The following is a 26,201-nucleotide window of genomic DNA, read 5'->3' as shown; positions in this document are numbered from 1 at the left end:
GTGTCGCGCATCGACAGCAGGATGAGGGTTTTCCTATGGCCAAGAAGCAGGTTTTGGTGGGACAGGTGTTCCAGACCGTTGGCGCGACCAACGGGCGGTCCTGGCGCGTGCGGGAGACCGTGACCCTGTTCGGCATCCCGCATGCTCGCGTGGTCAGCACGGAGGACGAAGGCGACGCGAAGACGCTGAGCTGCCTCGTCCTGGTCGACTCCAACTATTACCGCATGATCGGCTCCGGCACCGTCGCGGCCTGACGCCCTCCCGGTGCCCTGAACAAGAAAGCCCCCCGGCCTCACGGACGGGGGGCTTTTCTGTTGGCCGCCCACCCCTCCCCGCCGAAGCGGGAAGGGAGGGAAAATCCCGGACCGTCAGGTGGCGGCCTTCGGCGCCTCGGCGGCGACCTTCGGCTTCGGCAGGTCCAGCTTCAGGTGCAGTTCGCGCAGGCGCGCCTGATCCACCGGGGCCGGGGCCTGCATCAGCAGGTCTTCCGCGCGCTGGTTCAGCGGGAAGGCGATGACCTCGCGGATGTTCGGCTCGTCGGCCAGCAGCATCACGATGCGGTCAATGCCTGGGGCCGAACCGCCGTGCGGCGGGGCGCCCAGCTTGAAGGCGCTGAGCATGCCGCCGAAGCGGGCTTCCAGTTCCTCCGGCGGGTAGCCCGCGATCTCGAACGCCTTGTACATCAGCTCCGGCAGATGGTTCCGGATGGCGCCCGACGACAGCTCCACGCCGTTGCAGACGATGTCGTACTGGTACGCCTTGATGTCCAGCGGGTTCATCGTGTTCAGCGCCTCCAGGCCGCCCTGCGGCATGGAGAAGGGGTTGTGGCTGAAGATGACCTTGTTGGTCTCCTCGTCCAGCTCGTACATCGGGAAGTCGACGATCCAGCAGAAGCGGAAGGCGTTCTTCTCGATCAGGTCCAGCTCCTCGCCGATCTTCGTGCGGGCGAAGCCGGCCAGCTTGGCCGCCGGACCGGGCTGGTCGCAGACGAAGAAGACCGCGTCGCCGTCCTCCACGCCCGCCGCCGTGCGCAGTTCCGCCTGGGCTGCCTCCGGCACGAACTTGGCGATCGGCCCCTTGCCGCCCGCCGCCTCGAAGATGATGTAGCCAAGGCCCGGAGCGCCGAGACCGCGCGCCCAGTCGTTCAGCTTGTCGAAGAAGCTGCGGGGCTTGTCGGACACCTTCGGAGCGCGGATGGCGCGGACCACGCCGCCCTTCTCCAGCGTCTGCTTGAAGGCGCGGAATTCCACGTCGTCGCGCTTGAAGACGGCGGTGACGTCGGTGATCTCAAGCGGGTTGCGCAGGTCCGGCTTGTCGTTGCCGTACTTCAGCATCGATTCCGCGAAGGAGATGCGGCGGAAGGGCGGCTTGTCGATGGCCGGCGGCGTCTCGCGGCGGAAGCCGCCGAACTCGTCGAAGATGCCGTGCAGCACCGGCTCGATGGCCTCGAAGACATCGTCCTGGGTGACGAAGGACATCTCGAAGTCGAGCTGGTAGAACTCGCCCGGGCTGCGGTCGGCGCGGGCGTCCTCGTCGCGGAAGCAGGGGGCGATCTGGAAGTAGCGGTCGAACCCGGCGACCATCAGCAGCTGCTTGAACTGCTGCGGCGCCTGGGGCAGCGCGTAGAACTTGCCCGGATGGTTGCGGCTCGGCACCAGATAGTCGCGGGCGCCCTCCGGCGAGGAGGCGGTCAGGATCGGCGTCTGGAACTCGGTGAAGCCCTGGTCGATCATGCGGCGGCGCGCCGACGCGATGACGCGCGAGCGCAGCAGGATGTTCTCATGGATGCGCTCGCGGCGCAGGTCGAGGAAGCGGTAACGCAGGCGCACGTCCTCGCCGGCGTCGGTGTCCTGGTTGACCTGCAGCGGGATCTGCTCCGCCTCGCCCTGCACCGACAGCTCGGCGATCTGCACCTCGATGCGGCCGGTCGGCAGGCGGTCGTTGATGGTCTCCGCCGTGCGCTTGACCACCTTGCCGGTCACGGTGATGACCGATTCCAGCTTCAGCCGTTCCGCCGCCTGGAAGGCCGGGTTGGAGGTGTCGACCACGCACTGCGTCAGGCCGTAATGGTCGCGCAGGTCGATGAACAGGAGCTGTCCATGGTCGCGCTTGCGGTTGATCCAGCCCGACAGGCGGACAATCTGACCGGCGTTCTCTTCGCGAAGCTGGCCGCAGGTGTGCGTGCGGTAGGGGTGCATGGGTCGAAACACCTTGGAAAAGGTCGGAATCCTGCGCGGAAAGGCGGCCCGACACACCACACCGACAGCGCGGGAATGTCAAGCCGCCATCCGCGTCCGCTGCACGCTGGGAGAGTTGCCGAAGGGCGAGCTTTCGCGCGGACGCGCGCTCGTGTATGAAGCGGCCATGACACTCATCACGACCACCGAAGACCTTGACGCCTTCTGCCGCTCGCTGGCCGGGGTGGACTACATCACCGTCGACACCGAATTCCTGCGCGAGAAGACCTATTGGCCGCAGCTCTGCCTCGTGCAGGTCGGCGGGCCGAACGGCGCGGTCGCCATCGATCCGCTTGCCGAGGGCATCGATCTGGCGCCGCTGTTCCGCGTGATGGTGGACCCGGCGATTCTCAAGGTGTTCCACGCCGCCCGGCAGGACGTGGAAATCTTCTGGCACCTGTCCGGCCAGATTCCCCACCCGTTGTTCGACACCCAGGTCGCGGCCATGGTCTGCGGCTTCGGCGAGAGCGTGGGGTACGAGACGCTGGTCACCAAGCTGGCCGGGGCGCGCATCGACAAGTCCAGCCGCTTCACCGACTGGTCGCACCGCCCTCTGACCGAGCGGCAACTGACCTACGCCCTGTCCGACGTGATCCACCTGCGCCCGGCCTACGAGAAGCTGAAGCGCCGCCTTGTCCGCTCCGGCCGCGCCCACTGGCTGGAGGAGGAAATGGCCGTCCTGACCGACCCGGCCACCTATCAGACGGACCCGGACAGCTCCTGGCTGCGACTGAAGGTGCGGACCAACAAGCCACGCTTCATGGCCGTCCTAAAGGAACTGGCGGCGTGGCGGGAGCGCGAGGCGCAGCGCCGCGACCTGCCCCGTTCCCGCGTGCTGCGGGACGAGGCGCTGCTGGAAATTGCCGCCCACGCCCCGACCAGCGTGGACGACCTCGCCCGCACGCGCGGCATGGGCCGCGGCTTCGCGGAAGGCCGGCAGGGCGCCGACGTGCTGGCCTGCGTCCAGAAGGGGCTGGACCTGCCGGACTCCGAGCTGCCACGCGTCGAGCCGCGCGAGGAGCCCCCGCCGGGTCTGCAACCGATCGTTGAGTTGCTGCGCGTGCTTCTGAAGATGAAGTGCGAAGAGAACAACGTGGCGTCCAAGCTGATCGCTTCCGCCGCCGATCTGGAGGCGATCGCCGCGGACGACGAGGCCCAGGTGCCCGCGATGCAGGGCTGGCGCCGGGAATTGTTCGGCGAGGATGCGCTGGCGCTGAAGCGCGGACGCATCGGATTGGCAGTCCTCGACCGCCGTGTCCGCGTCGTTCCGGCCGGCAATGGAGAGGGGTCGTAGACGGCCCCTTCCAGAATCGTTCCAGAATGGCGCAAGAGTCGGATTGGCCGGTTACAGGTTCGGTCAGCGTCGCGACGTTTAGCCAAAATTATGAAACAATTCATCGCAATTAACAGCGCTTTAAGGCATTGTTAAAAAAGGTCAGGGCTAATAAGTCACGGGCTCCGTATCCATGCCGTGTATCGGTGCGTTGTGGTTCGCGGATGGAATTCTCGCCTATAAGGTGCGCACACGCCCTATGCGCCCACCCGGGGGATTTCGCGTATGAGCAGGTTCGGCGGCAAACCACCCATGGGACGCGACCGCGTCCGCCTCTCCACGACGGAGAAGCAGGCTGCCGTCGCCGCCGCGAAGGACCAGAAACCCGAATTTGACAACGACAAGCTGCTGAATCTTCTCCGCTCTGCGAAATCCGAACTGCAGGGTATGCGACTGATCCACATGCACCTGTCGCTGCTGCGGGACAAGGACCCGTCCAGCCAGATGATCGTCCGCACGATCATCCAGGAACTGGCGAGCAAGGCCTCCTATCTGCAATCCTTCAACATTTCCAACGGCGACGTCATCATCCTCTACAAGGGGCTGAAGCTGACCGGCGTCACCGACGTCTGCCAGAAGGTGGAGCAGATCTTCCTGGCCAAGACGACCCTGACCGGGGCGAACCCCTACAAGGAATTCTCGCTCTATTCGATCATGGAACTGGCGTTGAACTTCATCAACGTCATCCGTTTCATCGAAGAATTGCAGGCCAACGAGACCGGCGATCATTCCAACGAGACGAAGCCGCCGATCACGCTTGAGGAGATGGCGAAGCTCGAACGCTCCATGCAGATGTTCGACCTGTCGCCCTTCCTGTTCAACCAGGCCATCGCCAACATCGGCCGCAACGCCGAAGAGGACATGGCCTATTTCGAGCTCTACATCTCCATCAAGCTGCTTCAGGAACGGCTCTGCCCGGACTACGACATCACGGCCAACAAGTGGCTGTTCAACTATTTCACGGCCAATCTCGACCAGTCGGTGCTGCGCGCACTGAACCACGGGCTCAGCTTCATGCGGGGCCGGCGCATCGGCATCAACATCAACCTGTCCACGGTCATCTCCACCGGCTTCGTGAAGTTTGACGAGCGGCTTCCCCTCGATTTCCGCGGGCAGGTGGTGCTGGAGATCTCCAAGGGCGACCTGATCGAGAATCTGTCGCTGTTCAACGAGGTCGTGGAGTTCGCCCAGGACCGCCGCTATCAGATCGCGGTGGACGGGCTGAATCCTTTCTGGGTGACGAACTTCGATCTGGAATATTTGAACGCCGACTACGCGAAGATCTTCTGGTCCAACGACATGCTGGAGATGGACCCGACCTTCGAGAAGTACTTCATGGAGCGCATCCAGGAGCAGGACCGCTGCAAGTTCATCCTGGCGCGCTGCGACAGCGTGTCGAGCCTCGTCTACGCCCACAAGGTCGGCATCACGATGGTGCAGGGCCGCGCCGTGGACAACATCCTGCGCAAGGGTGTGAGCGTCCGCGAAGCCATCGCCCACGCCAAGGTGGCATGAGGGCCTTTGCAGTTTGATCCCCTCTCCCGCCCCGTGAGAGGGTGCCTGCGAAGCAGGCGGGTGAGGGCCGTGTGAGGATATCAAGGCACTGATCCTTGAAGGCACCCTCACCCTCCCACCGCTTCGCGGCAGGTCCATCCCTCTCCCGGGAAGGGAGAGGGTTAAAAACCTTTACTCCGCCGCTTGCGGCCTAGCCGGCGGCACGATCTCACCCTTGCGGTTCAGCGCCTTCGCCAACGCGTCCAGGCGCCGCTGCACCGTCTCGCCGGCCGGCACGCTGAAATCGTCCGGCAGGGACAGCACCAGCCGCTCCCCCGACACCTTCAGCGCCGTGCGCTGCAGCAGCGCCGTGGCGCCACCGGTCAGTGTGTGCGCGAGACGCAGCGCCAGTCCCAGAACCAGAGCCTTGCGCGCCTGGGCGTCGCTGAGCAGCGCCCGCGGCCCTGCGGTGACCGAGTTGGGCGTGCCCGGCCCGTCGATGGACCCGGCGTAGCGGGCGTAGACGGCCAGCGCCAGGAAGGCCCGCTCGTCATGGTCGATGCCGGGGAAGGGGTAGCGCAGGATGCGCAGGCAGGCGTGCTCCGCCCGGTAGTCGGGATGCTCGGCCCAGCCCACGTCGCTGAGCAGACAGGAGGCCTGCCGCAGCCTCAGAGCCGCGTCATCCTCCCCGGCGAAGAGGTTGCCGGTCCAGGACACCAGAAGAGCCGGATCGCCGATGCGGACGAAGCGCTGCGCCCAATCCTCCACCGCGGCGAGCAGCGGGTCCTGCCGCTGCCCCTCCGGATCGAGCAGCGCGTACAGATGCCCTTCCCGCAACCCGTAAGCCGAAAACACCACGCTGGACGGCTGGACCATCCGCAGCAGCCGTTCGAACACCAGCGCTGCGTAGGGCAGCGTGTCGATCCTGCGGCGCGAGCCGGACATCTTCTCCAGCGAGGAGCGGCTCTGCTTGGCGATCAGAGCGGCGAAGTCCCGCGCCTCGGCGAAGGGCACCGTGTAGTGGTGAATGATGTGCAGCGGGTGCTTCACATGCTCCATGTGCAGCTTGGCCAGTGCCCGCCAGCCGCCGCCCACCGGGAAGAAGGGCTTGCCGCGCATCTGGGCCAGCCAGTCCAGCTTCTCCAGATGCTGGTCGATGGCGCGGACCAGCCCGTTCGGCTTGGCGGGGTTCAGCTCCATCAGGCGTAGCGGGCCCAGCGGCATCGTCAGATGCTCGCCGATCACGCCGCGCTCCAGCCGGACCAGTTCCAGGCTGCCGCCGCCGAGGTCGCCGACCAGCCCGTCGGCGGCGGGGGTGCCGGACAGCACACCCATGGCGGACAGCCGCGCCTCCTCCTCACCGCTGATGACGCTGACGTCGAGGCCGGTGCGGTCCTTCACCCGCTGGATGAAGGCCGCCCCGTCCGTGGCGTCGCGCACCGCCGCCGTGGCGATGACGTCCAGCCGCCCGACGCGCATACCCGCGACCAGCAGGGCGAAGCGTTCCAGGGCCTCCAGGCCCTGGGTCACGCCCTCCGGGTTCAGGCAACCGGTCTTCTCCACCCCGCGGCCGAGCCCGCACAGGACCTTTTCGTTGAAGACCGGCAGGGGCGATCGCTTCAGGGCGTCATAGACGACGAGCCGGATCGAGTTGGACCCGATGTCGATCACGGCGATCCGCTCGCCCTTGTCGACCACCCTCTCGACGGCCTTGGTAGCGACCGTGTGTTCCTGCGCCGGCGTCATAGGCAACCGATGTCCTCAATCAAATGACCGTACGCAGCTTCAACCGCGGCGGCGTCTTTTTGCTGCTGAGCGCGCTGCCGCGCCCCGACAGGCTGGGGTTCGTCATGAAATAGTTATGGGCGCTGAACGCGTCCGGACCAGCCTCCACCCGATGATAAACGCCGTCGGGGCCGAGTTTCCAGGTGTTCGCCTCGTCCTTCAGGTTGGCGACCATGATCTGGTCCAGCACCTGCTCGTGCACCGTCGGGTTCTCGATGGGCACCAGCGTCTCGATGCGGCGGTCCAGGTTGCGCGTCATCCAGTCGGCGGAGGAGATGAAGACCTTGGCTTGCGGGCTGGGCAGCGCGTGGCCGTTGGCGAAACAGATGACGCGCCCATGCTCCAGGAAGCGCCCGACGATGCTGCGCACCCGGATGTTCTCCGACAGGCCCTTGACGCCGGGACGCAGGCAGCAGATGCCGCGGATCACCATGTCGATCTGCACGCCCTTCTGCGACGCCTTGTAGAGCTGGTCGATGATCTCCGAATCGACCAGCGAGTTCAGCTTCACCCAGATGTGGGCGGGCTTGCCGGCGGCGGCGTTGGCGACCTCCGCGTCGATCAGCTGGCCGAGCTTCTGGCGCAGCGTGATCGGGGCGATGGCGATCTTCTCCAGCAGCTTCGGCGTGGCGTAGCCGGTCATGTAGTTGAACATCACCGCCGCGTCGTGGCAGAGCGCCGGATCGCATGTGAAGAAGGACAGGTCGGTGTAGACCTTCGCCGTGATCGGGTGGTAGTTGCCCGTCCCAAAATGGACGTAGCTGCGCAGCGCCTTGTTCTCGCGCCGCACCACCAGCGACACCTTGGCGTGCGTCTTCAGATCGACGAAGCCGTAGACGACCTGGGCGCCCGCGCGCTCAAGATCGCGCGCCCAGCGGATGTTGGCCTCCTCGTCGAAGCGGGCCTTCAGCTCGACCAGAGCGGTCACCGACTTGCCGGCCTCCGCCGCCTCGATCAGCGCGGCGACGATCGGACTGTCCTTGCTGGTGCGGTAGAGCGTCTGCTTGATGGCGACCACCTGCGGGTCGCGCGCCGCCTGCCGGATGAACTGCACCACCACATCGAAGCTCTCGTACGGGTGGTGGACGACGATGTCCTTGTCGCGGATGGCCGCGAAGCAGTCGCCGCCGAAGTCGCGGATGCGCTCCGGGAAGCGGGCGTTGAAGGGGCGGAAGACCAGATCGGGCCGCTCGTCGACGATGAGCTGGCGGGTGTCCGACAGGCCGATCAGCCCGTCCAGGACGAACACGTCGTCGTTCGACACGCGCAGCTCGTGGCGTAGGAACTCGCGCAGGTCGGCCGCCATGCCGGCGTCGGTGGCCAGCCGGATGACGCTGCCGCGGCGGCGGCGCTTCAGCGCGCTTTCGAAGGTGCGGACCAGATCCTCCGCCTCCTCCTCGATCTCCATCTCGCTGTCGCGCAGGACGCGGAAGACGCCGTGGGCCTTCACCTGGAACGGCGGGAAGAGCCGGTCGATGAACAGCATCACCAGCTTCTCAAGCTGGATGAAGCGGATTTCCGACCCCGGCAGGCGGATGAAGCGGTCGAGCTGCGCCGGCAGCGGGACCAGCGCGTCGAGATGCCGCCCCTTCACCGGCTCGTGCAGTTGCAGCGCCAGCGAGAAGCCCAGGTTGGGCAGGAAGGGGAACGGGTGCGCCGGGTCCACGGCGATGGGCGTCAGGATGGGGAAGATGTCGTCGAGGAACTTGGCCTCCAGCCAGTCCTTCTCCCCCTCGGTCAGGTCCTCGGCGCCGGCCACCATGATGCCGGCCTCGCGCAGGTCCTGCTTCAGGCTGCGCCACATGGTCTGCTGCGCGTTCATCAGCTCGACGATGCGCTGGTTCACCGCGGTGAGCTGCTGGGCCGGGGTCAGGTTTTCGGCGCTGGGTGTCTTCACCCCCGCGGCCACCTGCCCCTTCAGGCCGGCGACGCGGACCATGTAGAATTCGTCGAGGTTGCTGGACGAAATCGACAGGAACCTCAGCCGCTCAAGCAGCGGATGGTTCGGGTTGGACGCCTCATCCAGGACGCGCTGGTTGAAGGCCAGCCACGACAGTTCGCGGTTGATGAAGCGCTCCGGCGCGTCCGCTTCGATGCAGGTCGCTTCCAAGTCCTGAAGTTCGGTCACAGCAGCCTCGGGCTTTTGCGTGATGGGTGGTGCCGCTACAGTCCGGTCGGGCCGAACCGCCCCACCGCGGTCGGCGGGCCAAGCAACCTACCCCAACTACGTTACGGTTTTGGGTCAGACAGCATAATACTGCCGCCACGATAATACCGCTGCGAAAACAGTCGCACCCCCGGCGCATCCCGCCGGACCGCGATCCGGACAGGAAGGACCGCCTCGATGAAGACCCTGTATCTCATGCGCCACGGCAAGTCCGCGTGGGACAATCCCTCCCTGGACGACCATGACCGCCCGCTGGCGCCGCGGGGCAGGAAGGCGGCCCGGCTGGTCGGGCACGAGTTGAAGGACCGCGGGGCGCGCATAGGGCTGGTGCTGTGCTCCACCGCCCGGCGCGCGGCGGACACCGCGGACCGCCTGCTGGAGGTGATGGACGCCCCGGGCATCCCGGTGGAGCGCGAGCGCGGCCTCTACCTGTGCGGCGCCGGGGTCCTTCTGGAACGGCTGCGCGACGCGCCCGAGTCTGTGTCGTCGCTGATGCTGGTCGCTCACAACCCGGACCTCCACGACCTCGCCCGCGAGTTGACCGGCAGCGGCGAGGAGCGGCACCGCGCGGCGTTGGCGGAGAAGTTTCCAACCGGTGCCTGCGCCGTCATTCTGTTCGAAGCGGCCCGCTGGGCCGACCTCGACAGCGGGGCGGGACGGCTGGCCGATTTCATCCTGCCGCGGAAACTCTCTTAACGCCCTTTTGCCAAATGGGGTATTTCAACTCCGAACCGAGCAGGCCCGGAACCGAGCAGGAGTCGCCCCCCGTGTCTTCCGCGCCCCAGAACAACGCGCCCCCAGGCGCACCCGCCGCGGTGTCCGCCACGGTGTCCGCCACGCGCGAGGTGGAAATGAAGCTCCATCTCGATCCGCGCGATCTGTCCCGCGTTGCCGACCTGCCCGCGCTGAAGGAGAAGGCGGAGGGCGCGCCGGCCGTCCGCGACCTGCGCACCGTCTATTACGACACGCCGGACCGGCGCCTGTTCCTGGGGGGCGTGGCCCTGCGGGTGCGCCAGGACGGCGACCGCTTCGTGCAGACGCTGAAGACCATCAACGCCGCCACCCCCGGCGATTCGGCCGCGGTGGCCATCCGCAAGAAATGGGACTGGGCCATCCCCACGGCCGCCCCCGACATGACACCCCTCGACGCCGAGGGTGTCGCCGCCCTGGTGCCGGAGGACGCGCGGGCGGCACTGGTTCCGCAGTTCACGACGGAGTTCCGGCGCACCACCCTGCTCGTCCGCCCGGACGCCCTGACCTCCATCGAGGTGGCGGTGGACGAGGGCCAGATCACCGCCGGCAACGCCTGTGCCCGCATCAGCGAGGTCGAGCTTGAGCTTAAGTCGGGCCGCATCGGCCGCCTGTTCGACCTCGCGCTGGCGCTCCAGCGCCGCGTGCCGGTTCGCATCGGGACGGAGAGCAAGGCGGAAATCGGCGACCGCCTCGTCACCGGGCGCCTGCCCGCCCCCGTCCTGCCGGAGCCGCTGGGCCTGACCCCGGTCACCACGGTGGCCGAGGCCTACCGCCACATCGTGCGGCACGGCCTGCGCCTTCTGCTCGCCAACGAGGCCTGCGCCCTGGCCGGCGGCGATGTGGAGGGGCTGCACCAGATGCGCGTCGCGCTGCGCCGCCTGCGCACCGCCATCCGCCTGTTCCGCCCCCTGGCCGGAGTGCCGGATGCCTGCCACGCCGGGAACGACATCCGCTGGTTCTCCCGCCAGCTCGGCCCGGCGCGCGACTGGGACGTGCTGCTGTCCCATGGGATCGCGCCCTTCGCGGCGACGGGGAAGGCCCCCGCCGATGGAATCGCCGCGCTGACCGCCGCGGTGCGGGAAACCCGGCGGGCGCCCGCGCTGGCGGCGGTGGAGGCGATCCAATCCCCACGTTGCACCGGGCTGATCCTGGCGCTCGGCGCCTGGCTGGAGGACGGGGCGTGGCAGTCCGGCGCCGCTCCGGAGGTCCGCGCCCAGCTCGACCGCCCGATGGCCGAGCTGTCCGGCCCCTGGTTGGCCGCCCAGCACGCCAAGGCGCTGAAGGCCGGAGCGTTGAAGGCGGGGCGCGACCTGGACGGTGCCGACGCCGCGGCGCGCGACCGGCTGCGCCGCCGCCTGCGCAAGCTGCGCCACACGGCTGAGTTCTTCCGCGGCCTCTACGCCGAAACCGCAACGGTGCCCTTCATCGCCGCGCTGGACACCCTGTTGGGCGCTTTGGACGCCGAGCACGACGCCGCGGTGGCCGGCGATCGTCTGCGCCGTCTGTCGGCGGACCGGCCCGAGCAGCGGCCCGCCGCCGAAGCGACCGCCCGCTGGCTAACCAAACAAGCCGACAAGCGCCGCAAGGCGCTGCCGGGGCTGTGGAAAACCTTCCGCGACGGGCCGGTGTTCTGGTGATGGCAAGTTTCCGGGATTCTGTCTGACGGTTCCGGGATGACGGTCATGTCCGTCTGCTTGCTGGCGATCGGCAAACGGAAGGGCGCGTAAGGACGGATCGACCCGGAGCTTTGGTGCGTAGACGGCACCCATGTCGGATGGCAACCAACTACACGGCCATCGAGACGCCCGCGACCGCGTTGCGCAGCCACAGGTGCCCGGGATCGCCGCCGCGCCGTTCATGCCAAACCTGAACGAAGGGAAATGGCGGTATCGGAAATGGCGGCTCGAAGACGATGACGGCCGGGTCATGCTCATAGAGCGCAAGGGCTTTCCGGGCCACGGTCAGAACGAGATCTGTCCCTTGGATCAACCGTGGCGCATTTCCCCAATGCGGCAGCGTGACAGCGATGCGGCGCGTGTGGCCGACGGCGCGCAAGGCCGTGTCGATCTCGGTGTTTGCTTCGTCCTTCATCGCGACGAGCACGTGTGGCCGGGCAAGATAGGCTCCAATATCCAGGCGGTCATGGCTTCCCAGCCCGTCCCGATCCGCAAGGCAAGCGAAGCGCTCGACGAAAAGCTGCTCTGCTTCGATCCGTTCTGGAAGATCGGGAAACACGCCGACCGCCAGATCACAGTCCCCGTCCAACACCTGCCGAAGCATCGCTTCCCGGCTCGATTGGGTTATCACCAAGTCGATCCCCGGCGCTTCGAGGCGCAGCGTTTTCAGCAGACCGGGAAGGACGACAGCAGAGCCATAATCAGACATCGCAAGGCGAAACGTCCGTTTTTCCTTGGCTGGGTCGAAGCCTCCCGGTCCTAGAACCTCCCGCACCTGTCGCAGGGCTTCGGTCAGCACCGGAGCAATTTCAAGCGCCCTTGCGCTCAGCACGAGTTGCCCGTCGCGGCGTATCAACAGGGGGTCATCGAACAGATGCCGCAGACGCCCGAGCGCGTGGCTGACCGCTGGCTGGCTCATGTTCAATCGGGATGCCGTGCGCGACACATGCCGCTCGGTCAGCAGAGCATCGAGGACCACCAGCAGGTTGAGGTCGATGCCACGAAGGGTATTCGTGCTGTGCATGTGAAGGATATTACATCAGAATTTCCATCCACAAAGCGAATGCATCATCTGGTGATGCATGGAGGCTCAACCATGCAAACCAATTCGCTGTTTCTCATCCTGGCCGCGATCATCACTGGTGCGGTTGTTCCGTTTCAAGCCGGGGCCAACGCCGTCCTGGGACGGTCGCTCGGCCATCCGCTGTGGGGGACGGTCGTATCCCTGTGCGTCAGCTTCGCCTGCATCCTGCCCGTCATGGCTTTGGCAAGGGTGGAAGCGCCGACCCTCTCGAATCTGGTACAAGCCCCTCGCTGGATATGGATCGGCGGTGTTGTCGGCGTCGTCTATATCACCGGCGCGCTCATGCTTGCGCCGAAACTCGGCGCCGCCGGATTCATCATGGCGGCCATCGCCGGGCAAATGCTGGCGTCGATCATCATCGACCAATGGGGTCTTGTCGGCCTCCCTCGAAAGCCCGTCTCGCTGTCCCGTCTCGCCGGTCTTGGCCTGATCTTTCTCGGGCTGATCGTGATGCAGCTGCCGGCGTTCGGCGCGAAACCGTCCGCCGGTTCGTGACAGCACGCCGCTCTCGCCAGCCTTTCAAGAAAGATCACCCATGAAACTGCTTCACATCGACTCCAGCATTCTCGGTGAGCAATCCGTAAGCCGCATGCTGTCCGGAGCCATCGTCAAAAGATTGAAGGAACACAATCCGGCGATCGACATCATCCATCGTGATCTGGCCGCGGCTCCCGTTCCGCATCTGACCGGCGACCATCTGGCGGCGTCTCCGGCCGTGATGGACGACATCGCGTTTGGCGAAGAACTTCTGGACGAGTTCATCAATGCCGATGTCATCGTCATCGGCGTCGCGCTCTACAACCTGACCATTTCCAGCCAGCTCAAGGCGTGGATCGACCGGATCGTGATCGCGGGGAAGACGTTCCGCTACACGGAAAACGGCTCGGAAGGATTGGCGCAGGACAAGCGGGTGATCCTTGCCGTGGCGCGGGGCGGCCAGTATCGACAGAGCACGGCCCTGGCGTCGTCCGAACACGCCGAAACCTACCTTCGGTCGATGTTCGCGTTCATCGGCGTGACGAGGCTCGATGTGATCGCCGCGGAAGGTCTCGCCATCAGCGAAGCACACCGGGAAAGCGGCATGCAGGCCGCGTTCGAGGCCATATCGGTCCTCGATCCACGTTGCGATTTCTAGCGGGCACTCCGCCAGGTTCTGTCCGACGGCTCTTGGAATGGCGGTCGGACAGGACCCGGCTCAAATCTCACCCAGCCGCCTACAGCGTCCCGGCGTAGGCACCACCGTCCAGCAGCACGTTCTGCCCGGTCATGAAACCGGCGTGGGCGGAGCAGAGGAAGGCGCAGGCCGCACCGAACTCCGCCGGATCGCCGAACCGGCCCGACGGGTTGCCGGCGCGACGGACGTCCATCTCCTCGTCCAGGCTGCGGTTGTTGGCCTTGGCCCCGCCTTCCATGGTGGCGCGCAGGCGGTCGGTCTCGAAGGGGCCGGGCAGCAGGTTGTTGATCGTGACGTTGTGGCGCACGGTCTGCCGCGACAGCCCGGCGACGAAGCCGGTCAGCCCCGCCCGTGCCCCGTTGGACAGGCCGAGGATCGGAATCGGCGCCTTGACCGCCGCCGAGGTGACGTTGACGATCCGCCCGAAGCGGCGGCCGATCATGCCGTCCACCGTCGCCTTGATGAGGAAGATCGGGGCCAGCATGTTGGCCTCGACGGCGCGGACCCAGTCGTCGCGCTCCCAGTCGCGGAAATCGCCCGGCGGCGGGCCGCCCGCGTTGTTGACCAGGATGTCCGGCTCCGGGCAGGCGGCCAGAGCGGCGGCGCGCCCCTCCTCCGTCGCGATGTCGCCGACGGCGGTGGTCACGGCAGCGCCGGTTTCCTTGCGGATCTCCTCCGCGGCGGCCTCCAGCAGGTCGCGGCCGCGGGCGGTGATGGTGACCGCCACCCCTTCGCGCGCCAGCGCCACGGCGCAGGCCTTACCCAGTCCCTTGCTGGCTGCGCACACGATGGCGCGTCGTCCGGCGATTCCCAGATCCATCCTCGTCTCCTCCCTTTCCGGCCTCCAGTCCGGCCAGCACCTCGCGGGCCAGCGGCACGGTCAGGGGACGGTGCGCGGCCAGCGAGGCGCGGTCAAGCGCCGCGACCACCCGCCCCGCCGCCTCCAGCGACCGCTCCATCCGGGCCAGCAGGTAGGTGATGAGGTCCATGCCCGGGCGCAACTGGCGGTCGGCGAACAGCTTGACCAGCACGGCGGCGAGCAGGGCGTCGTCCGGCGCCTCCACGCCCACCGCGGGGGCCGCCTTGATGCGGGAGCGCAGGTCGGCCAGCTTCATCCGCCAGCGCGACGGCGGGCGGCGCGACAGCAGGAGCAGATGCCCGCCCGAGTCGCGGGAAAGGTTGTAGAGGTGGAACAGCGCCTCCTCCCGTGCCGGCGCGCCGGCCACCCGGTCGGCGTCCTCCACCACCACGGCGTTGGCGCGGGCCAGCAGGGCGTGCGGGTCGATCTGGTCCAGCGCCTCGCCCATGGCGATGGGCGCGTGGCTGCGCGCCCGCCAGACATGGCCCAGATGCGTCTTGCCGCAACCGTCCGGCCCGTACAGCGTCAGGGCCGGCGCCGGCCAGGACGGCCAACGGTCGAGCCACGCCACCGCCTCGGCGTTGCTGGGCGCGACGAGGAAATCCTCGCAGCCCATGGCGGCGCGGTGTCCGAGGTCGAGCGGTATCTGGGCCGCCAGTGTCATGAAGAGGGAGTACCGCGGTAGTAGGGGCTCTCAAGATAGCGCCCCAACGCGAAGCGTGTCAGCACCCCGATCACCGCCGCCACCGGAACCGCCAGCAGGACGCCGACGAAACCGAACAGCGACCCGCCGGCCAGCAGGGCGAAGATCACCCAGACCGCGTGCAGCCCGACCTTCTCGCCCACCAGCTTTGGCGTCAGAACATTGCCCTCCACCGCCTGCCCGAACAGGAAGATCGCGATGACGATGGCGATTCGCCACGGATCGTCGAACTGCAGCAGGGCCAGCCCGGTGCTCGACACGAATCCGAACAGCGAACCGACATAGGGGATGAAGGAGAGCAGCCCCGCCATCAGCCCGATCACCAGCCCGAAATCCAGGCCGGCCAGCGACAGCGCCACCGCGTAGAACACTCCAAGGACAAGACAGACCAGCGCCTGCCCGCGGACGAATCCGGCCAGCGTCTCGTCAACCTCGCGCGCCTGCTCCCGGATGGTCGCGGCATGGTGCAGGGGCAGCCAGCCGTTCACCTTGGCGACCAGGATGTCCCAGTCGCGCATCAGGTAGAAGGCCACGATGGGCGTGATGAACATCACCGACAGCACGTCGAACAGCGCCAGACCGCTGGACAGGATATGCTTCAGCACCCGCCCGACCCAGCCGACCACGTCACCGGCGTAGTTGCCGGCGGCGCCGCGCAGCCGCTCTACATCCTCCGGCGACAGGCGGTGGATCAGCCGGTCCAGCATCGGCAGCAGCCGGTCCCGCGCGGCGTTGGCGTAGTTGGGAAGCACCTCGATCAGGTGGGACACCTGCGACTGCACCAGCGGCAGCAGCAGCAGGACCATCAGCACCAGAACCAGGACGAAGGACAGCAGCACCAGAGTCGTCGCCAGCCAACGCGGCAGGCGCCAGCGCTCCACCCGGTCGACCACCGGGTCCAGCAGATAGGCGACCGCCAGCCCGACCACGAAGGGCAGCAGCATGCCGGACAGAAGCCACAGCACCAGAACGAACAGGCCAAGGCCGATCAGCCAGAAGCGGATCTGCTTGGCCGCCGTCACGGCACCCCTCCGTGCCGGCTGAACAGAAGCCCGCCGCGGTAGACGTAGGCCAGCCCCGACAGCACCGTCGTCGCCGCGCAGACCCAGATCAACAGGGGAACCAGCTCCTGCCCGAACAGGTGGAAGTCGGGCAGGCCCAGCCCCGCCGGGGCCAGCACCGCCGCCGCCAGGGCAAGCTGCACCGCCGTGTTGATCTTGCTGACGTAGAGCGGCTGCATCGCCAGCGACTCCTTCAGCGTGTAGAGCAGCATCACCCCGCCGACGATCATCAGATCGCGGAACACCACCAGGATGACCAGCCACAGCGGCAGCACGCCGATGTGGCCCAGCGAGACGTAGACGCTAACCAGCAGCGCCTTGTCGGCGATCGGGTCGAGATAGGCGCCGAGCACCGTGCGGGCGCGGAACATGCGGGCAACGGCGCCGTCCACGGCGTCGGACACCCCCGCCCCGACGAACAGCCAGAAGGCAACCCCCAGCTCCCCGGCCAGGATGAAGTAGACGGCGACCGGCACCACCAGGATGCGGCCGAAGGTGATGATGTTCGGGATGCTCACCGCGGTGCCTTCTGCCGTTGTCCCTTGCGCCGGCGCCCCGTCAAGGGCCGGTACCGGCCCGTCTGTAACGCTGCCAGACCCTCTGCCGTCACGCCCTTTGCCGTCACGGGCGCGCCGTGCCTGCCGGCAGCGTGCCCAGAATGCGCGGCGGCGCCCCCGGAGCGGCCTGCGGCGCGCCGACCGGCGCCGGCGTCACGCCGGGATAGGCCGACGGCGCGGTGGTGGCCGGAGAAAAAGTGGATGGGGTGGCGGCCGGGACGGACGCCGGCGAAACGGCGGCGGGCTGCGCCAGGGACGACGCCCCGGCGCCCTTCGCCAGCACCTGGAGCTGCCATTCCGGCGTGGGCGCGACCGGCGGAAGCGGCTGGCCCGGAACAGGAGCCGGCATCGGTGCTGCGACCGCCCCGGTGCGGGCGAGGCCGAGGTCGCGGCGGGCCAGCGCCTGGCGCAGCCGCTCGACATCGCCGCGGTGGGTCAGCGCGACCAGCGCCTCGTAGCGGCTGATCGACAGAACGTCGGTGCGGGTCACGGCGTTGACCATGCCCAGCCGCTTGCGCGTCTCCACCCAGTCGTTGAGGCTGGCCAGCGGCACGCGCACCAGCGTCGATTGCTCCGGCCCGCTCGCCACGGTGTTGTCGCGGCGGTAGGATTCGTCGATGGCGGCCGACACGAAGGTCGTCGCGCGGGTCAGGAAGTCGCCGGCCCGGTCGGCCATGTCGGCCTTCACGTTGACCGTCTGCTGGTCCCTAGCGCCGTCGGGGGTGTAGTGGGTCACCTCGACCGTCAGCGGACGGCCGAGATCCAGACCGCCCGCCGGCAGGTCGGTCTTGGCGACGATAATGCCCCCGGCGTTGTAGCGCTGGGCGATGCGGGCCAGTGCCTCGGGATCGCCGGACAGCGCTTCGTTCACGCCGATGGCGGAAATGTCGGCCAACTCGCCGTCCGGAACGACGAGGGGCACCAGCGAGGCGCCGGCCGGACGGCCCTCCCAGGCCTCGCGCCAGTCGGTGCGGTCCTCCCACAGGACGGGGCGCCCATCCACGACGGTGACCGGCAGGATCACGTAGGGCCGGGCCGGCGGCTCGACATACTGCTGGCCGCCGCCGGCCAGCGTCTCGCGCACCGGGTTGGGACGGAAGCGCACGGTGATGCTGCCCACATAGCGGGTGGCCGAAACCTTCTCGTCGTCGATCTCGAAGCCCTGGACCAGCCGGGCGAGTTCGATGTCCGACACCCGCGGCACGCTGGTGGCGGTGGGGGCGAGGCGCTTGTACAGCTCCGCCCAGGCTTTCACCTGCGCGTCGCGGATCGCCTGATCACGGGCGGCGTTGGCGTTGGCGGCGCTGACGTCCACCTTCACTCCGGAGACGGTGAAGGGATCCGCCGCCGGAACCGCCGCGGAAGCCGTCCCAGGCGCTGCCGGGGCCGCCACCGCGGGTGGAGCGGCGCCGGTCACCTGCGCGTCCACGGGGCCGGCCGGAACGGCCAGGGCCACGGTGATGGCGGCGAAGCCCGCAAACAGCGGCGCATGGCGGCGGTGGAGCATTGCAAAGCCTTCCGATTCGAGTATGTTCGGCCCGTTCCCTTATGACCCGGCCCAAAATGACCCGGTTCAGGTGGCCCAGGTATATAGCTCAGCCCAAGCGAGGATACCATCAGCACCCAGTCTAATAACACGTCCGACGCCTACAAGCAGGCCGGCGTGGACATTGATGCGGGCAACGCGCTCGTTGACGCGATCAAGCCGCTCGCCCGTTCCACCGCGCGCCCGGGCTCCGACGCCGGGCTGGGCGGGTTCGGCGCCCTGTTCGACCTGCGCGCGGCCGGGTATCACGACCCGCTGCTGGTCGCCACCACGGACGGCGTGGGCACCAAGCTGAAGGTCGCCATCCTGGCGAACCGGCACGACACGGTGGGCATAGACCTCGTGGCGATGTGCGTGAACGACCTCGTCGTTCAGGGCGCGGAGCCGCTGCTGTTCCTCGATTACTACGCCACGGGCAAGCTGGACGTCGCCGCGGGCCGCGCCATCGTCGCCGGCATCGCGGAAGGCTGCCGTCAGGCCGGCTGCGCGCTGGTCGGCGGCGAGACGGCGGAGATGCCGGGCATGTACGCCGAGGGCGACTACGACCTCGCCGGCTTCTCGGTCGGTGCGGTGGAGCGCAAGGACGCGCTGACCGGCGCCACCGTGCGGGACGGCGACGTCGTGCTCGGCCTCGCCTCCTCCGGCGTGCATTCCAACGGCTATTCGCTGGTCCGCAAGCTGGTGGAGACGTCCGGCCTCGGCTACGACTCGCCTTGCCCCTGGGACGCCGGGAAGACGCTGGGCGAGGCCCTGCTGACCCCGACCCGCATCTATGTGAAGAGCACGCTGGCCGCGGTGCGTGCCGGCACGGTGCGGGCGATGGCCCACATCACCGGCGGCGGCCTGATCGAGAACATCCCGCGCGTCCTGCCGGACGGGCTGGGCGTCACGCTCGACGCGGCCACATGGCCGCTGCCGCCGGTCTTCAACTGGCTGATGAAGACGGGCGGGCTGACCCCGCTGGACATGGCGCGCACCTTCAACACCGGTCTCGGCATGGTCGTCGTGGTCCCGGCGGACAAGGCGCAGCAGGCGACCGAGATCCTGGCCAAGGGCGGCGAGACGGTCTTCACCGTCGGCACCGTGCATGCGGTCAAGGACGGCGATGCCCGCGTCACCGTCACCGGCATGGACACGGCATGGTCGGCCTGACGCCCAACTCTTTGAAAGTTGGCGTCCTGATCTCCGGGCGCGGCAGCAATCTGCAGGCGTTGGTCGACGCCTGCGCCGCCCCGGGCTTTCCGGCGGGCATCGCTCTGGTGCTCTCCAACAAGGCCGACGCCTACGGGTTGGAGCGCGCCACCGCCGCCGGAGTCCCGGTCGCCGTGGTCAGCCACCGCGACTTCCCCGGCGACAAGCGCGCCTTCGAAGAGGCCATGGACGCGCGCCTGCGCGAGGCGGGGGTCGAGCTGGTCTGTCTGGCCGGCTTCATGCGGCTGCTGTCGCCCTGGTTCGTCGAGCGCTGGCACGACCGGATGATCAACATCCACCCGTCGCTGCTGCCTTCCTTCAAGGGATTGGACACCCACCAGCGGGCGCTGGACGCCGGGGTGCGCTTCCACGGCTGCACCGTCCATTACGTGCGCACGGAGATGGACGAGGGGCCGATCATCGCCCAGGCCGCGGTCCCGGTCCTGCCCGGCGACGACGCCGACCGGCTGTCCGCCCGCGTGCTGGAGGCCGAACACCGGCTCTATCCCCAGGCGCTGCGCCTGATCGCCGAGGGCCGCGCCCGTGTCGAGGATGGCCGGGTGACCCTGTCAGGCCCGGCGGCGGACCTGCCGACGCTCATCAACCCGCCGGCCTGAGTCACCCCAAAGGCGCCCTTCGGGCAAGCGGGACCCTTGCCGCAACCGTCCGCACTCCCCACATTCTCCGCCGGAACCATAACAGGGGAGGCAGAGGGCGATGGCGGTTACGGAACACGGCCACAATCCGGTCAGCGAGGATGTTGTCCGCCGCCACGAGGCGGGCTGGCACGCCTTCACCCGCTTCTTGACGCTGGCGACCGCGGGCGTAATCGCCGTGCTGGTCTTCATGGCGATCTTCCTGGTCTGACAGCCCGTTCAGGCGGCCAACCGGAATGCTGTGGCGGGGCGCTTACGCCCCGTCCGGCAGACGGCCGAGCAGCAGGTCGCGCATTTCGCCGACCAGCGCGTCCACCTGCTCCTCCCACGTCTCGGTGCCGCCCTGGATGGCGTGCATGACGTGGGTCGCGAGGTGGATCAGCGCGGCGCGCACGCAATCCTCCGCCGGGAAATCCAGCCCCACCGTGTCCTGAAGGAACTGGCCGAGCTGATCGGCGGAATTCCAGGGGTGGACGATCACCGTGTCGAAGCCGCTGGTCCCCAGGAACACGGCGTTCAGGGCCGTGGCCTGCGCGTTGATGGCGTCGATGGCCGCGTCCTGCTCGATGTTGCCGCGCAGCACCTCCTGGAAGGCCGCCAGGCACTGGTCAACGTAGCCCCGCACCAGCAGTTCCACCACGCCCGGATCGCTCAGGTCGTTCCTGCCCTTCACGAGGGGCGGCAGCGGTTCCAGCAGGGCCGCGACGATCGGCTTGACGTGCGGATTTTCCATGGCGGGGGTACTCCTAGCGGTAGAATCCCCGAATACTCGACTTCGCCACGCCTGTCCACGATGCCGTGACCCGGCGCGGGCGACAAGTTGCGGGCGGAGGGTCCTGATTCGCGCTTGAATCGACCCTGAATCGAAAAGGGCCGCCCCGGTCGGGACGGCCCTTCGCACAAGGCTGCGAAGCGGACGAGCCGCGATCAGCCAACCAGCTCGATGCCGGCGAAGAAGAAGGCGATCTCCTGCGCGGCGGTCTCCGGAGCATCCGAGCCGTGCACCGAGTTGGCCTCGATCGACTCGGCGAACTCCTTGCGGATGGTGCCCTCGGCGGCGTTGGCCGGGTTGGTGGCGCCCATGATCTCGCGGTTGCGGGCGATGGCGTTCTCGCCTTCCAGAACCTGGAGCACGACCGGGCCGGAGATCATGAAGGAGACGAGGTCGTTGAAGAACGGACGCTCGCGATGCACGCCGTAGAACTGCTCGGCCTGGGCCTTGGACAGCTGGACGCGCTTCTGCGCGACGATGCGCAGGCCGCCGTCCTCGAACTTGGCGTTGATCTTGCCGGTCAGGTTGCGGCGGGTGGCATCGGGCTTGATGATCGAGAGGGTGCGTTCGACGGCCATGGCGGTGGGCTCCTGCTGGAAATGCGTTATGGGCGCCGCTGGTTTGGCCGGGGCGCCGATTGCGCGGGGTTATATAGGCGCTTTTCGGCCACGGCAACCGGTTCGTGAGGCCGCACCACGTCGCTTCGCGCGGCTGCCATGAAGGGTTGGCCCGCGGGTCCCGCTTCAAATTGCGGTTTCCCCATGGTAAACCGGCGCCGATATGCTGCACATCAACGACCTGACGTTCCGCTACGGCGGACGTGTGCTGTTCGACCGCGCCACCGCGGTCGTGTCGAAGGGCCACCGCGTGGCGCTGGTCGGCCGCAACGGCACCGGAAAATCCACCCTCCTCAAGCTCATCGCCGGCCAGCTCCAGACGGACGCCGGAGCCATCGGCGTGCCCACCGGCACCAAGATCGGCATGGTGGCGCAGGAGGCCCCGAGCGGCGCCACCACGCTGATCGACGCCGTCCTGGCCGCCGACACGGAGCGCACCGCCCTGCTGGCCGAGGCAGAGACGGCCACCGACCCCATGCGCATCGGCGAGATCCATGCCCGGCTGGCCGACATCGAGGCGCATTCCGCGCCATCGCGCGCCGCCCAGGTGCTCTCCGGCCTGGGCTTCGACGCCGACGCGCAGACCCGCGCCTGCTCCGACTTCTCGGGCGGCTGGCGGATGCGCGTGGCGCTGGCCGGCGTGCTGTTCGCCCGCCCCGACCTGCTGCTGCTCGACGAGCCGACCAACCACCTCGATCTGGAGGCGACCATCTGGCTTGAGGGGTACCTCAAGAACTACCCACACACGATCCTGCTGGTCAGCCACGACCGCGACCTCTTGAACTCGGTCCCCACGACGACCATCCATGTGGACCAGGGCAAGCTGGTGACCTACGCCGGCAACTACGACCAGTTCCTCAAGCAGCGCCGCGCCAACATGGAGCGGCTGCAGGCCATGGCGACCAAGCAGGAGGCCAAGCGCAAGCACATGATGGCCTTCGTCGAACGCTTCCGCTACAAGGCGACCAAGGCCCGGCAGGCGCAGAGCCGCCTAAAGGCCCTGGAGAAGCTGGAGACCATCACGCTGATGGAGGACGACGCCGAGGTCGTCTTCAACTTCCCGCAGCCGGACGAGATGGCCCCGCCGCTGATCGCGCTGGATGGGGTGACCATCGGCTACGGCGACCGCGCCATCCTGCGCCGCGTCAACCTGCGCATCGACATGGACGACCGCATCGCCCTGCTCGGCGCCAACGGCAACGGCAAGTCCACGCTGGTGAAGCTGCTGGCTGGTCGGCTGGAGGCGATGGCCGGCGAGGTGAAGCGCCCGACCAAGCTGCGCGTCGGCTATTTCGCCCAGCACCAGCAGGACGAGCTGGACCTGTCGCTGACCCCCATCCAGCAGACCCAGCGCATCATGCCGCTGGCGCCGGAGGAGAAGGTCCGCGCCCATCTCGGCCGCTTCGGCTTCCAGCAGAGCAAGGCGGAAACCCGCATCACCGACCTGTCCGGCGGCGAGAAGGCCCGGCTGCTGCTGGCGTTGATGAGCCGCGAGACGCCGCACATCCTGATGCTCGACGAGCCGACCAACCACCTCGACGTGGACAGCCGCGAGGCGCTGATCGAGGCGATCAACGGGTTCGAGGGCGCCGTCATCCTCATCAGCCACGACCCGCACCTGATCGAGCTGACCGCCGACCGGCTGCTGCTGGTGGCCGACGGCACGGTGCAGCCCTACGACGGCGACCTCGACGATTACCGCCGCTTCCTGCTCGACCGCGCGCGGGCCGAGCGCGCCGCCGCCAAGGGCGGCGAGACGGTGGACGCCGGGGCCAGCCGCAAGGACCAGCGCCGCGCCGCGGCGGAGGCCCGCGCCACCCTGGCTCCGCTGAAGAAGAAAGCCACCGACGCGGAGTCGCAGGTCAACAAGCTGACCGAGGAGAAACGCAAGATCGAGGCGAAGCTGGCCGATCCCGCCCTCTACAGCGGTCCCAGCGACAAGCTGCAGAAGCTCCAGATCGACCTCGGCGTGGTGGACAAGAAGCTGTCCGCCGCCGAGGAGGCATGGCTTGAGCATCTCGAAGCCTATGAGTCGGCGGCGGCGGAGGCCGGCGTATGAGCGTGCCGCGCAACGTGGCCTTCACCGGAGGCGCCTCGCTCCCCGCGACCGTCGCCCGCCGTGGGCGGCAGGACCATGGGGAGGAGCGGACCTCCGACGTTCTGGCGGCCTTCCGCGCCAACCTGCCGGACGGGCGGGTGTCGCTGGGCGACCTGATCCAGGCGTTGGGCGACCGCTCGCTGGGCACCATTCTGCTGGCCCTGTCGCTGCCCACCATCGCGCCGGTTCCGCTGGGCGTGTCCTGTCTGTTCGACCTGCCGATCCTGCTCTTCTCCGCCCAGATGGCCTTCGGCAAGCGCGGCGCCGCCCTGCCCGGCTGGATTCTGCGCCGCTCGGTCAGCCGCTCCCTCGCGGCGCGGATGATCGACAAGGCGATGCCGCGGCTGACCGCCATCGAGAAGATGCTGAAGCCGCGCCACAGTCGCTTCGCCAGCATCGACGGGGAGCGCTGGTTTGGCGTGCTGGTCCTGCTTCTGTCGCTGACCTGCGTGGTCCCGCTGCCGCTGACCGGCTGGCTGCCCGGCTTCGCCCTCGTCCTGCTGTCCCTGGGCCTGATCGAGCGCGACGGGGCCGCGGTCGCGGTCAGCCTCGCCCTCACCGTGGCCGCCCTGGTCTTCTTCGCGCTGGTCGCCAGCAGCCTGTCCTACGCCGGTCAGACCCTGCTGGCCGTCACGTCATATCCCGCGTTCATGGCATAGCTCCCGCCGCTGCGGCCGGTTGCGGGGGAACCCCGGATGCGACATAAGTGCGCTCAGGGATTGTTAGGTTCGGGACCCCCCGAGGCTCCAGCTTGTTTAGCCCCGGGGTAAAACGCTCAACAGCCAACGGCGAAAGGCCGATCATGACACCAACGGAAATCACCGTCGCGGAGAAGCAGAAAAGCGGCAAGACGCCGCCGGCCGCGTGGCTTTTCTTCCAGCGTTGGTTGGCAAATCCCCTTTCCATGGGTTCCGTTACACCATCCTCGGGCGCGCTCTGCCGGCTGATCGGGGAGCAGGTCCTGTGCGGGCCGGATCAGGTCGTCGTGGAGTTCGGCGGGGGCACCGGCGCCATCACCAAGGCCCTGCTCCAGCGCGGCATTCCGGGCAACCGCATCTTCACCTTCGAGATCGACGACCATCTGTCGCGCTTCCTGCGCGGCCATTATCCAGACGTCAACGTCGTCCATGACGACTGCCGCAAGGCCGCCGACATCCTCGGCCCTGAGCTGGTCGGCAAGGTCGGCACGGTGGTCATCGGCATCCCCATGCTGAACCTGCCGATGCGCGCCCAGAAGGAGGTCGTCGAGGCCTGCTTCCGCATCCTGCCCGAGGGCGGGCGCTTCGTTCTCTACACCTACGGCCTCGTGTCGCCGCTGAACCAGCGCGCGCTGGGCGTCAAGGGCAAGCGGCTGGGCTTCACCCCGCTGAACGTCCCGCCGGCCTCCGTCTGGGGCTATTGGAAAGCCAAGCCCTAATCCCCCCGATTATTCCTTGCGCGGCGCCTGCCGCAACAGGACATCCGTCAATCCCACCGGCAGAGCCGCCAGCAGCCACACGGTGGCGGCCATCGGCCAGGGAAAGGCGATGCGCGCCCTGTTGCGGGCAAGCCCGCTCTTGATGACCCGGGCGGCGCGGTCCGTCTCCATCAGAAAGGGCATGGGGAAGCGGTTCACCGCGGTCATCCGGCTTTTCACGAAACCCGGACAGATCACCGTAACGCCGATTCCCTGCCCCGCCAGATCGCCGCGCAGCGACTCGCCGTAGACCCGCACCGCCGCCTTGCTGGCGCAATAGGCGGGCGCGCCGGGCATGCCGCGGAAGCCGGCCAGCGAGGCCATCAGGGCGATCTGCCCGCGCCGCCGCGCCTGCATGCCGGGCAGCAGCGGGTGGACGCTGTTCAGCACACCGTCCACATTCACCTGGAAGATGCGCCGCGCCTGCTCGGCGCTTTCGACCCCGCCCCCGGTGCCGGCGGAAATGCCAGCGTTGGCGATGACCAGATCGACAGGCGCGCGGGCGTCGAGTGCGGTCAGCCACGCCGCCATCGCCTCGCGGTCCGCCGCGTCGACGAGCGCCGTTTCCACCGCCGCCCCGGCGGCGCGGCAGCGCTCCGCCACCGCCTCCAGCCTTGCGGAGTCGCGCCCGCTCAGGGCAAGCATGACTCCGGGGGCGGCGTAGGCGCGGGCCAGTTCCTCCCCGATGCCGCTGGACGCCCCGGTGATGACGATCGAGCGCGGATCGCGCATGCCCCTTTCCCCCTTGTCCCTGACGCTTGTTGCCTTGGCCGCCCGACGCTATAACGTGAGCCTCCCGATCCCACAAATACTCGTCGAGGCCGCTTTGCCCGCCCAACGCTCCGCCGTATCCAGCATGACCGGTTTCGCACGCGTGGACGGGCATGCCGACGGCTACAGTTGGACCTTCGAGGTGAAGAGCGTCAACGGGCGCAACCTCGACTGTCTCTTATACACATCTCCGAGCCCACGAGACTATAAC

Annotated in this window: 26 protein-coding genes; 14 read left to right on the top strand and 12 right to left on the bottom strand. The window is 68.0% G+C overall.

Going from position 1 to position 26,201, the window contains the following annotated elements:
- Positions 1–254: hypothetical protein (locus Q4I23_RS13545; protein ID WP_498526556.1), on the top strand; the 254-nt coding region annotated here is incomplete at its 5' end.
- Between the two features lie 114 nt (positions 255–368).
- Here the strand turns inward: Q4I23_RS13545 and aspS are convergent.
- The gene (aspS, locus tag Q4I23_RS13540) at positions 369–2,198 is read right to left on the bottom strand and encodes an aspartate--tRNA ligase (protein WP_237905803.1); all 1,830 of its coding nucleotides are present in this window, start codon (positions 2,196–2,198) and stop codon (positions 369–371) included.
- Between the two features lie 166 nt (positions 2,199–2,364).
- On the opposite strand from aspS, the gene rnd reads away from it, so the two are divergent.
- Positions 2,365–3,531 carry a ribonuclease D gene (rnd, locus tag Q4I23_RS13535; protein ID WP_498526555.1) on the top strand — a complete coding sequence of 389 codons (1,167 nt, stop codon included), beginning with the start codon at positions 2,365–2,367 and terminating at the stop codon, positions 3,529–3,531.
- 264 nt (positions 3,532–3,795) lie between these two features.
- The gene (locus tag Q4I23_RS13530; protein WP_040134396.1) at positions 3,796–5,085 is read left to right on the top strand and encodes a hypothetical protein; all 1,290 of its coding nucleotides are present in this window, start codon (positions 3,796–3,798) and stop codon (positions 5,083–5,085) included.
- A gap of 171 nt (positions 5,086–5,256) precedes the next feature.
- Here Q4I23_RS13530 and ppx read toward each other — a convergent pair whose 3' ends face one another.
- Both ppx and Q4I23_RS13520 read right to left on the bottom strand, forming a co-directional pair.
- Positions 5,257–6,810 carry an exopolyphosphatase gene (gene ppx, locus Q4I23_RS13525; RefSeq protein WP_454017649.1) on the bottom strand — a complete coding sequence of 518 codons (1,554 nt, stop codon included), beginning with the start codon at positions 6,808–6,810 and terminating at the stop codon, positions 5,257–5,259.
- A 19-nt stretch (positions 6,811–6,829) separates the two neighbouring features.
- Complete coding sequence (locus Q4I23_RS13520) at positions 6,830–8,977, bottom strand: RNA degradosome polyphosphate kinase (protein WP_237905800.1); 2,148 nt, start codon at positions 8,975–8,977, stop codon at positions 6,830–6,832.
- 216 nt (positions 8,978–9,193) lie between these two features.
- Here Q4I23_RS13520 and Q4I23_RS13515 point away from each other — a divergent pair, with 216 nt between their 5' ends.
- Both Q4I23_RS13515 and Q4I23_RS13510 read left to right on the top strand, forming a co-directional pair.
- A complete protein-coding gene (locus Q4I23_RS13515) occupies positions 9,194–9,712 on the top strand; it encodes a SixA phosphatase family protein (protein WP_454017648.1) in 519 nt (172 codons plus the stop codon).
- Between the two features lie 71 nt (positions 9,713–9,783).
- Positions 9,784–11,406, top strand: coding sequence for a CYTH and CHAD domain-containing protein (locus Q4I23_RS13510; RefSeq protein WP_498526554.1), 1,623 nt, complete (start codon positions 9,784–9,786; stop codon positions 11,404–11,406).
- Between the two features lie 148 nt (positions 11,407–11,554).
- Here Q4I23_RS13510 and Q4I23_RS13505 read toward each other — a convergent pair whose 3' ends face one another.
- Positions 11,555–12,469, bottom strand: coding sequence for a LysR substrate-binding domain-containing protein (locus Q4I23_RS13505; protein ID WP_454017646.1), 915 nt, complete (start codon positions 12,467–12,469; stop codon positions 11,555–11,557).
- A 72-nt stretch (positions 12,470–12,541) separates the two neighbouring features.
- On the opposite strand from Q4I23_RS13505, the gene Q4I23_RS13500 reads away from it, so the two are divergent.
- Both Q4I23_RS13500 and Q4I23_RS13495 read left to right on the top strand, forming a co-directional pair.
- Positions 12,542–13,024: a DMT family transporter gene (locus Q4I23_RS13500; RefSeq protein ID WP_498526553.1), complete on the top strand. Its 483-nt coding sequence runs from the start codon at positions 12,542–12,544 to the stop codon at positions 13,022–13,024.
- Positions 13,025–13,064: 40 nt separating this feature from the next.
- Entirely contained in the window at positions 13,065–13,664 is a 600-nt protein-coding gene (locus Q4I23_RS13495; protein ID WP_498526552.1) for an FMN-dependent NADH-azoreductase, read from the top strand.
- Between the two features lie 79 nt (positions 13,665–13,743).
- Here the strand turns inward: Q4I23_RS13495 and Q4I23_RS13490 are convergent, their stop codons facing one another.
- The 5 genes from Q4I23_RS13490 to Q4I23_RS13470 form a co-directional block, all read right to left on the bottom strand.
- Entirely contained in the window at positions 13,744–14,523 is a 780-nt protein-coding gene (locus Q4I23_RS13490) for an SDR family oxidoreductase (RefSeq protein ID WP_498526551.1), read from the bottom strand.
- Positions 14,462–15,226: an HdaA/DnaA family protein gene (locus Q4I23_RS13485; RefSeq protein WP_498526550.1), complete on the bottom strand. Its 765-nt coding sequence runs from the start codon at positions 15,224–15,226 to the stop codon at positions 14,462–14,464. Before Q4I23_RS13485 ends, Q4I23_RS13490 begins: the two co-directional genes overlap by 62 nt.
- The gene (locus Q4I23_RS13480; RefSeq protein WP_454017641.1) at positions 15,223–16,287 is read right to left on the bottom strand and encodes an AI-2E family transporter; all 1,065 of its coding nucleotides are present in this window, start codon (positions 16,285–16,287) and stop codon (positions 15,223–15,225) included. Before Q4I23_RS13480 ends, Q4I23_RS13485 begins: the two co-directional genes overlap by 4 nt.
- Positions 16,284–16,844, bottom strand: a complete 561-nt coding sequence (locus Q4I23_RS13475; protein WP_094303303.1) for a CDP-alcohol phosphatidyltransferase family protein — start codon at positions 16,842–16,844, stop codon at positions 16,284–16,286. The genes Q4I23_RS13480 and Q4I23_RS13475 overlap by 4 nt, the downstream gene beginning before the upstream one ends.
- A 103-nt stretch (positions 16,845–16,947) precedes the next feature.
- Entirely contained in the window at positions 16,948–18,390 is a 1,443-nt protein-coding gene (locus Q4I23_RS13470; protein ID WP_498526549.1) for a DUF2066 domain-containing protein, read from the bottom strand.
- Between the two features lie 156 nt (positions 18,391–18,546).
- Here Q4I23_RS13470 and purM point away from each other — a divergent pair, with 156 nt between their 5' ends.
- The 3 genes from purM to Q4I23_RS13455 all read left to right on the top strand — a co-directional run bounded on the left by purM (position 18,547) and on the right by Q4I23_RS13455 (position 20,487).
- Positions 18,547–19,581: a phosphoribosylformylglycinamidine cyclo-ligase gene (purM, locus tag Q4I23_RS13465; RefSeq protein ID WP_454017639.1), complete on the top strand. Its 1,035-nt coding sequence runs from the start codon at positions 18,547–18,549 to the stop codon at positions 19,579–19,581.
- Complete coding sequence (gene purN, locus Q4I23_RS13460; RefSeq protein ID WP_498526548.1) at positions 19,569–20,237, top strand: phosphoribosylglycinamide formyltransferase; 669 nt, start codon at positions 19,569–19,571, stop codon at positions 20,235–20,237. The genes purM and purN overlap by 13 nt, the downstream gene beginning before the upstream one ends.
- A gap of 100 nt (positions 20,238–20,337) precedes the next feature.
- Positions 20,338–20,487, top strand: a complete 150-nt coding sequence (locus Q4I23_RS13455; RefSeq protein ID WP_014197471.1) for an aa3-type cytochrome c oxidase subunit IV — start codon at positions 20,338–20,340, stop codon at positions 20,485–20,487.
- A 42-nt stretch (positions 20,488–20,529) separates the two neighbouring features.
- On the opposite strand, the gene Q4I23_RS13450 is transcribed toward Q4I23_RS13455, so the two are convergent.
- Both Q4I23_RS13450 and ndk read right to left on the bottom strand, forming a co-directional pair.
- Entirely contained in the window at positions 20,530–21,009 is a 480-nt protein-coding gene (locus tag Q4I23_RS13450) for a hypothetical protein (protein ID WP_454017637.1), read from the bottom strand.
- 194 nt (positions 21,010–21,203) lie between these two features.
- Complete coding sequence (gene ndk / locus Q4I23_RS13445) at positions 21,204–21,626, bottom strand: nucleoside-diphosphate kinase (RefSeq protein ID WP_014197473.1); 423 nt, start codon at positions 21,624–21,626, stop codon at positions 21,204–21,206.
- Between the two features lie 202 nt (positions 21,627–21,828).
- Here ndk and Q4I23_RS13440 point away from each other — a divergent pair, with 202 nt between their 5' ends.
- From Q4I23_RS13440 to Q4I23_RS13430, 3 genes are all read left to right on the top strand, one after another.
- Positions 21,829–23,724: an ABC-F family ATP-binding cassette domain-containing protein gene (locus Q4I23_RS13440; protein ID WP_498526547.1), complete on the top strand. Its 1,896-nt coding sequence runs from the start codon at positions 21,829–21,831 to the stop codon at positions 23,722–23,724.
- Entirely contained in the window at positions 23,721–24,422 is a 702-nt protein-coding gene (locus tag Q4I23_RS13435; RefSeq protein ID WP_498526546.1) for an exopolysaccharide biosynthesis protein, read from the top strand. Before Q4I23_RS13440 ends, Q4I23_RS13435 begins: the two co-directional genes overlap by 4 nt.
- Before the next feature lie 245 nt (positions 24,423–24,667).
- Complete coding sequence (locus Q4I23_RS13430) at positions 24,668–25,180, top strand: class I SAM-dependent methyltransferase (RefSeq protein ID WP_236778273.1); 513 nt, start codon at positions 24,668–24,670, stop codon at positions 25,178–25,180.
- Between the two features lie 9 nt (positions 25,181–25,189).
- Here the strand turns inward: Q4I23_RS13430 and Q4I23_RS13425 are convergent, their stop codons facing one another.
- Positions 25,190–25,951, bottom strand: coding sequence for an SDR family NAD(P)-dependent oxidoreductase (locus Q4I23_RS13425; protein WP_498526545.1), 762 nt, complete (start codon positions 25,949–25,951; stop codon positions 25,190–25,192).
- Here Q4I23_RS13425 and Q4I23_RS13420 point away from each other — a divergent pair.
- Positions 25,905–26,201, top strand: a 297-nt coding sequence (locus tag Q4I23_RS13420) for a YicC/YloC family endoribonuclease (RefSeq protein WP_498526544.1), incomplete at its 3' end; no start/stop codon positions are given. The two genes, Q4I23_RS13425 and Q4I23_RS13420, sit on opposite strands and share 47 nt — an antisense overlap.

Source organism: Azospirillum sp. UFLA03-27, from assembly GCF_059803775.1.
This window is presented reverse-complemented; position numbering and strand designations above follow the sequence as displayed.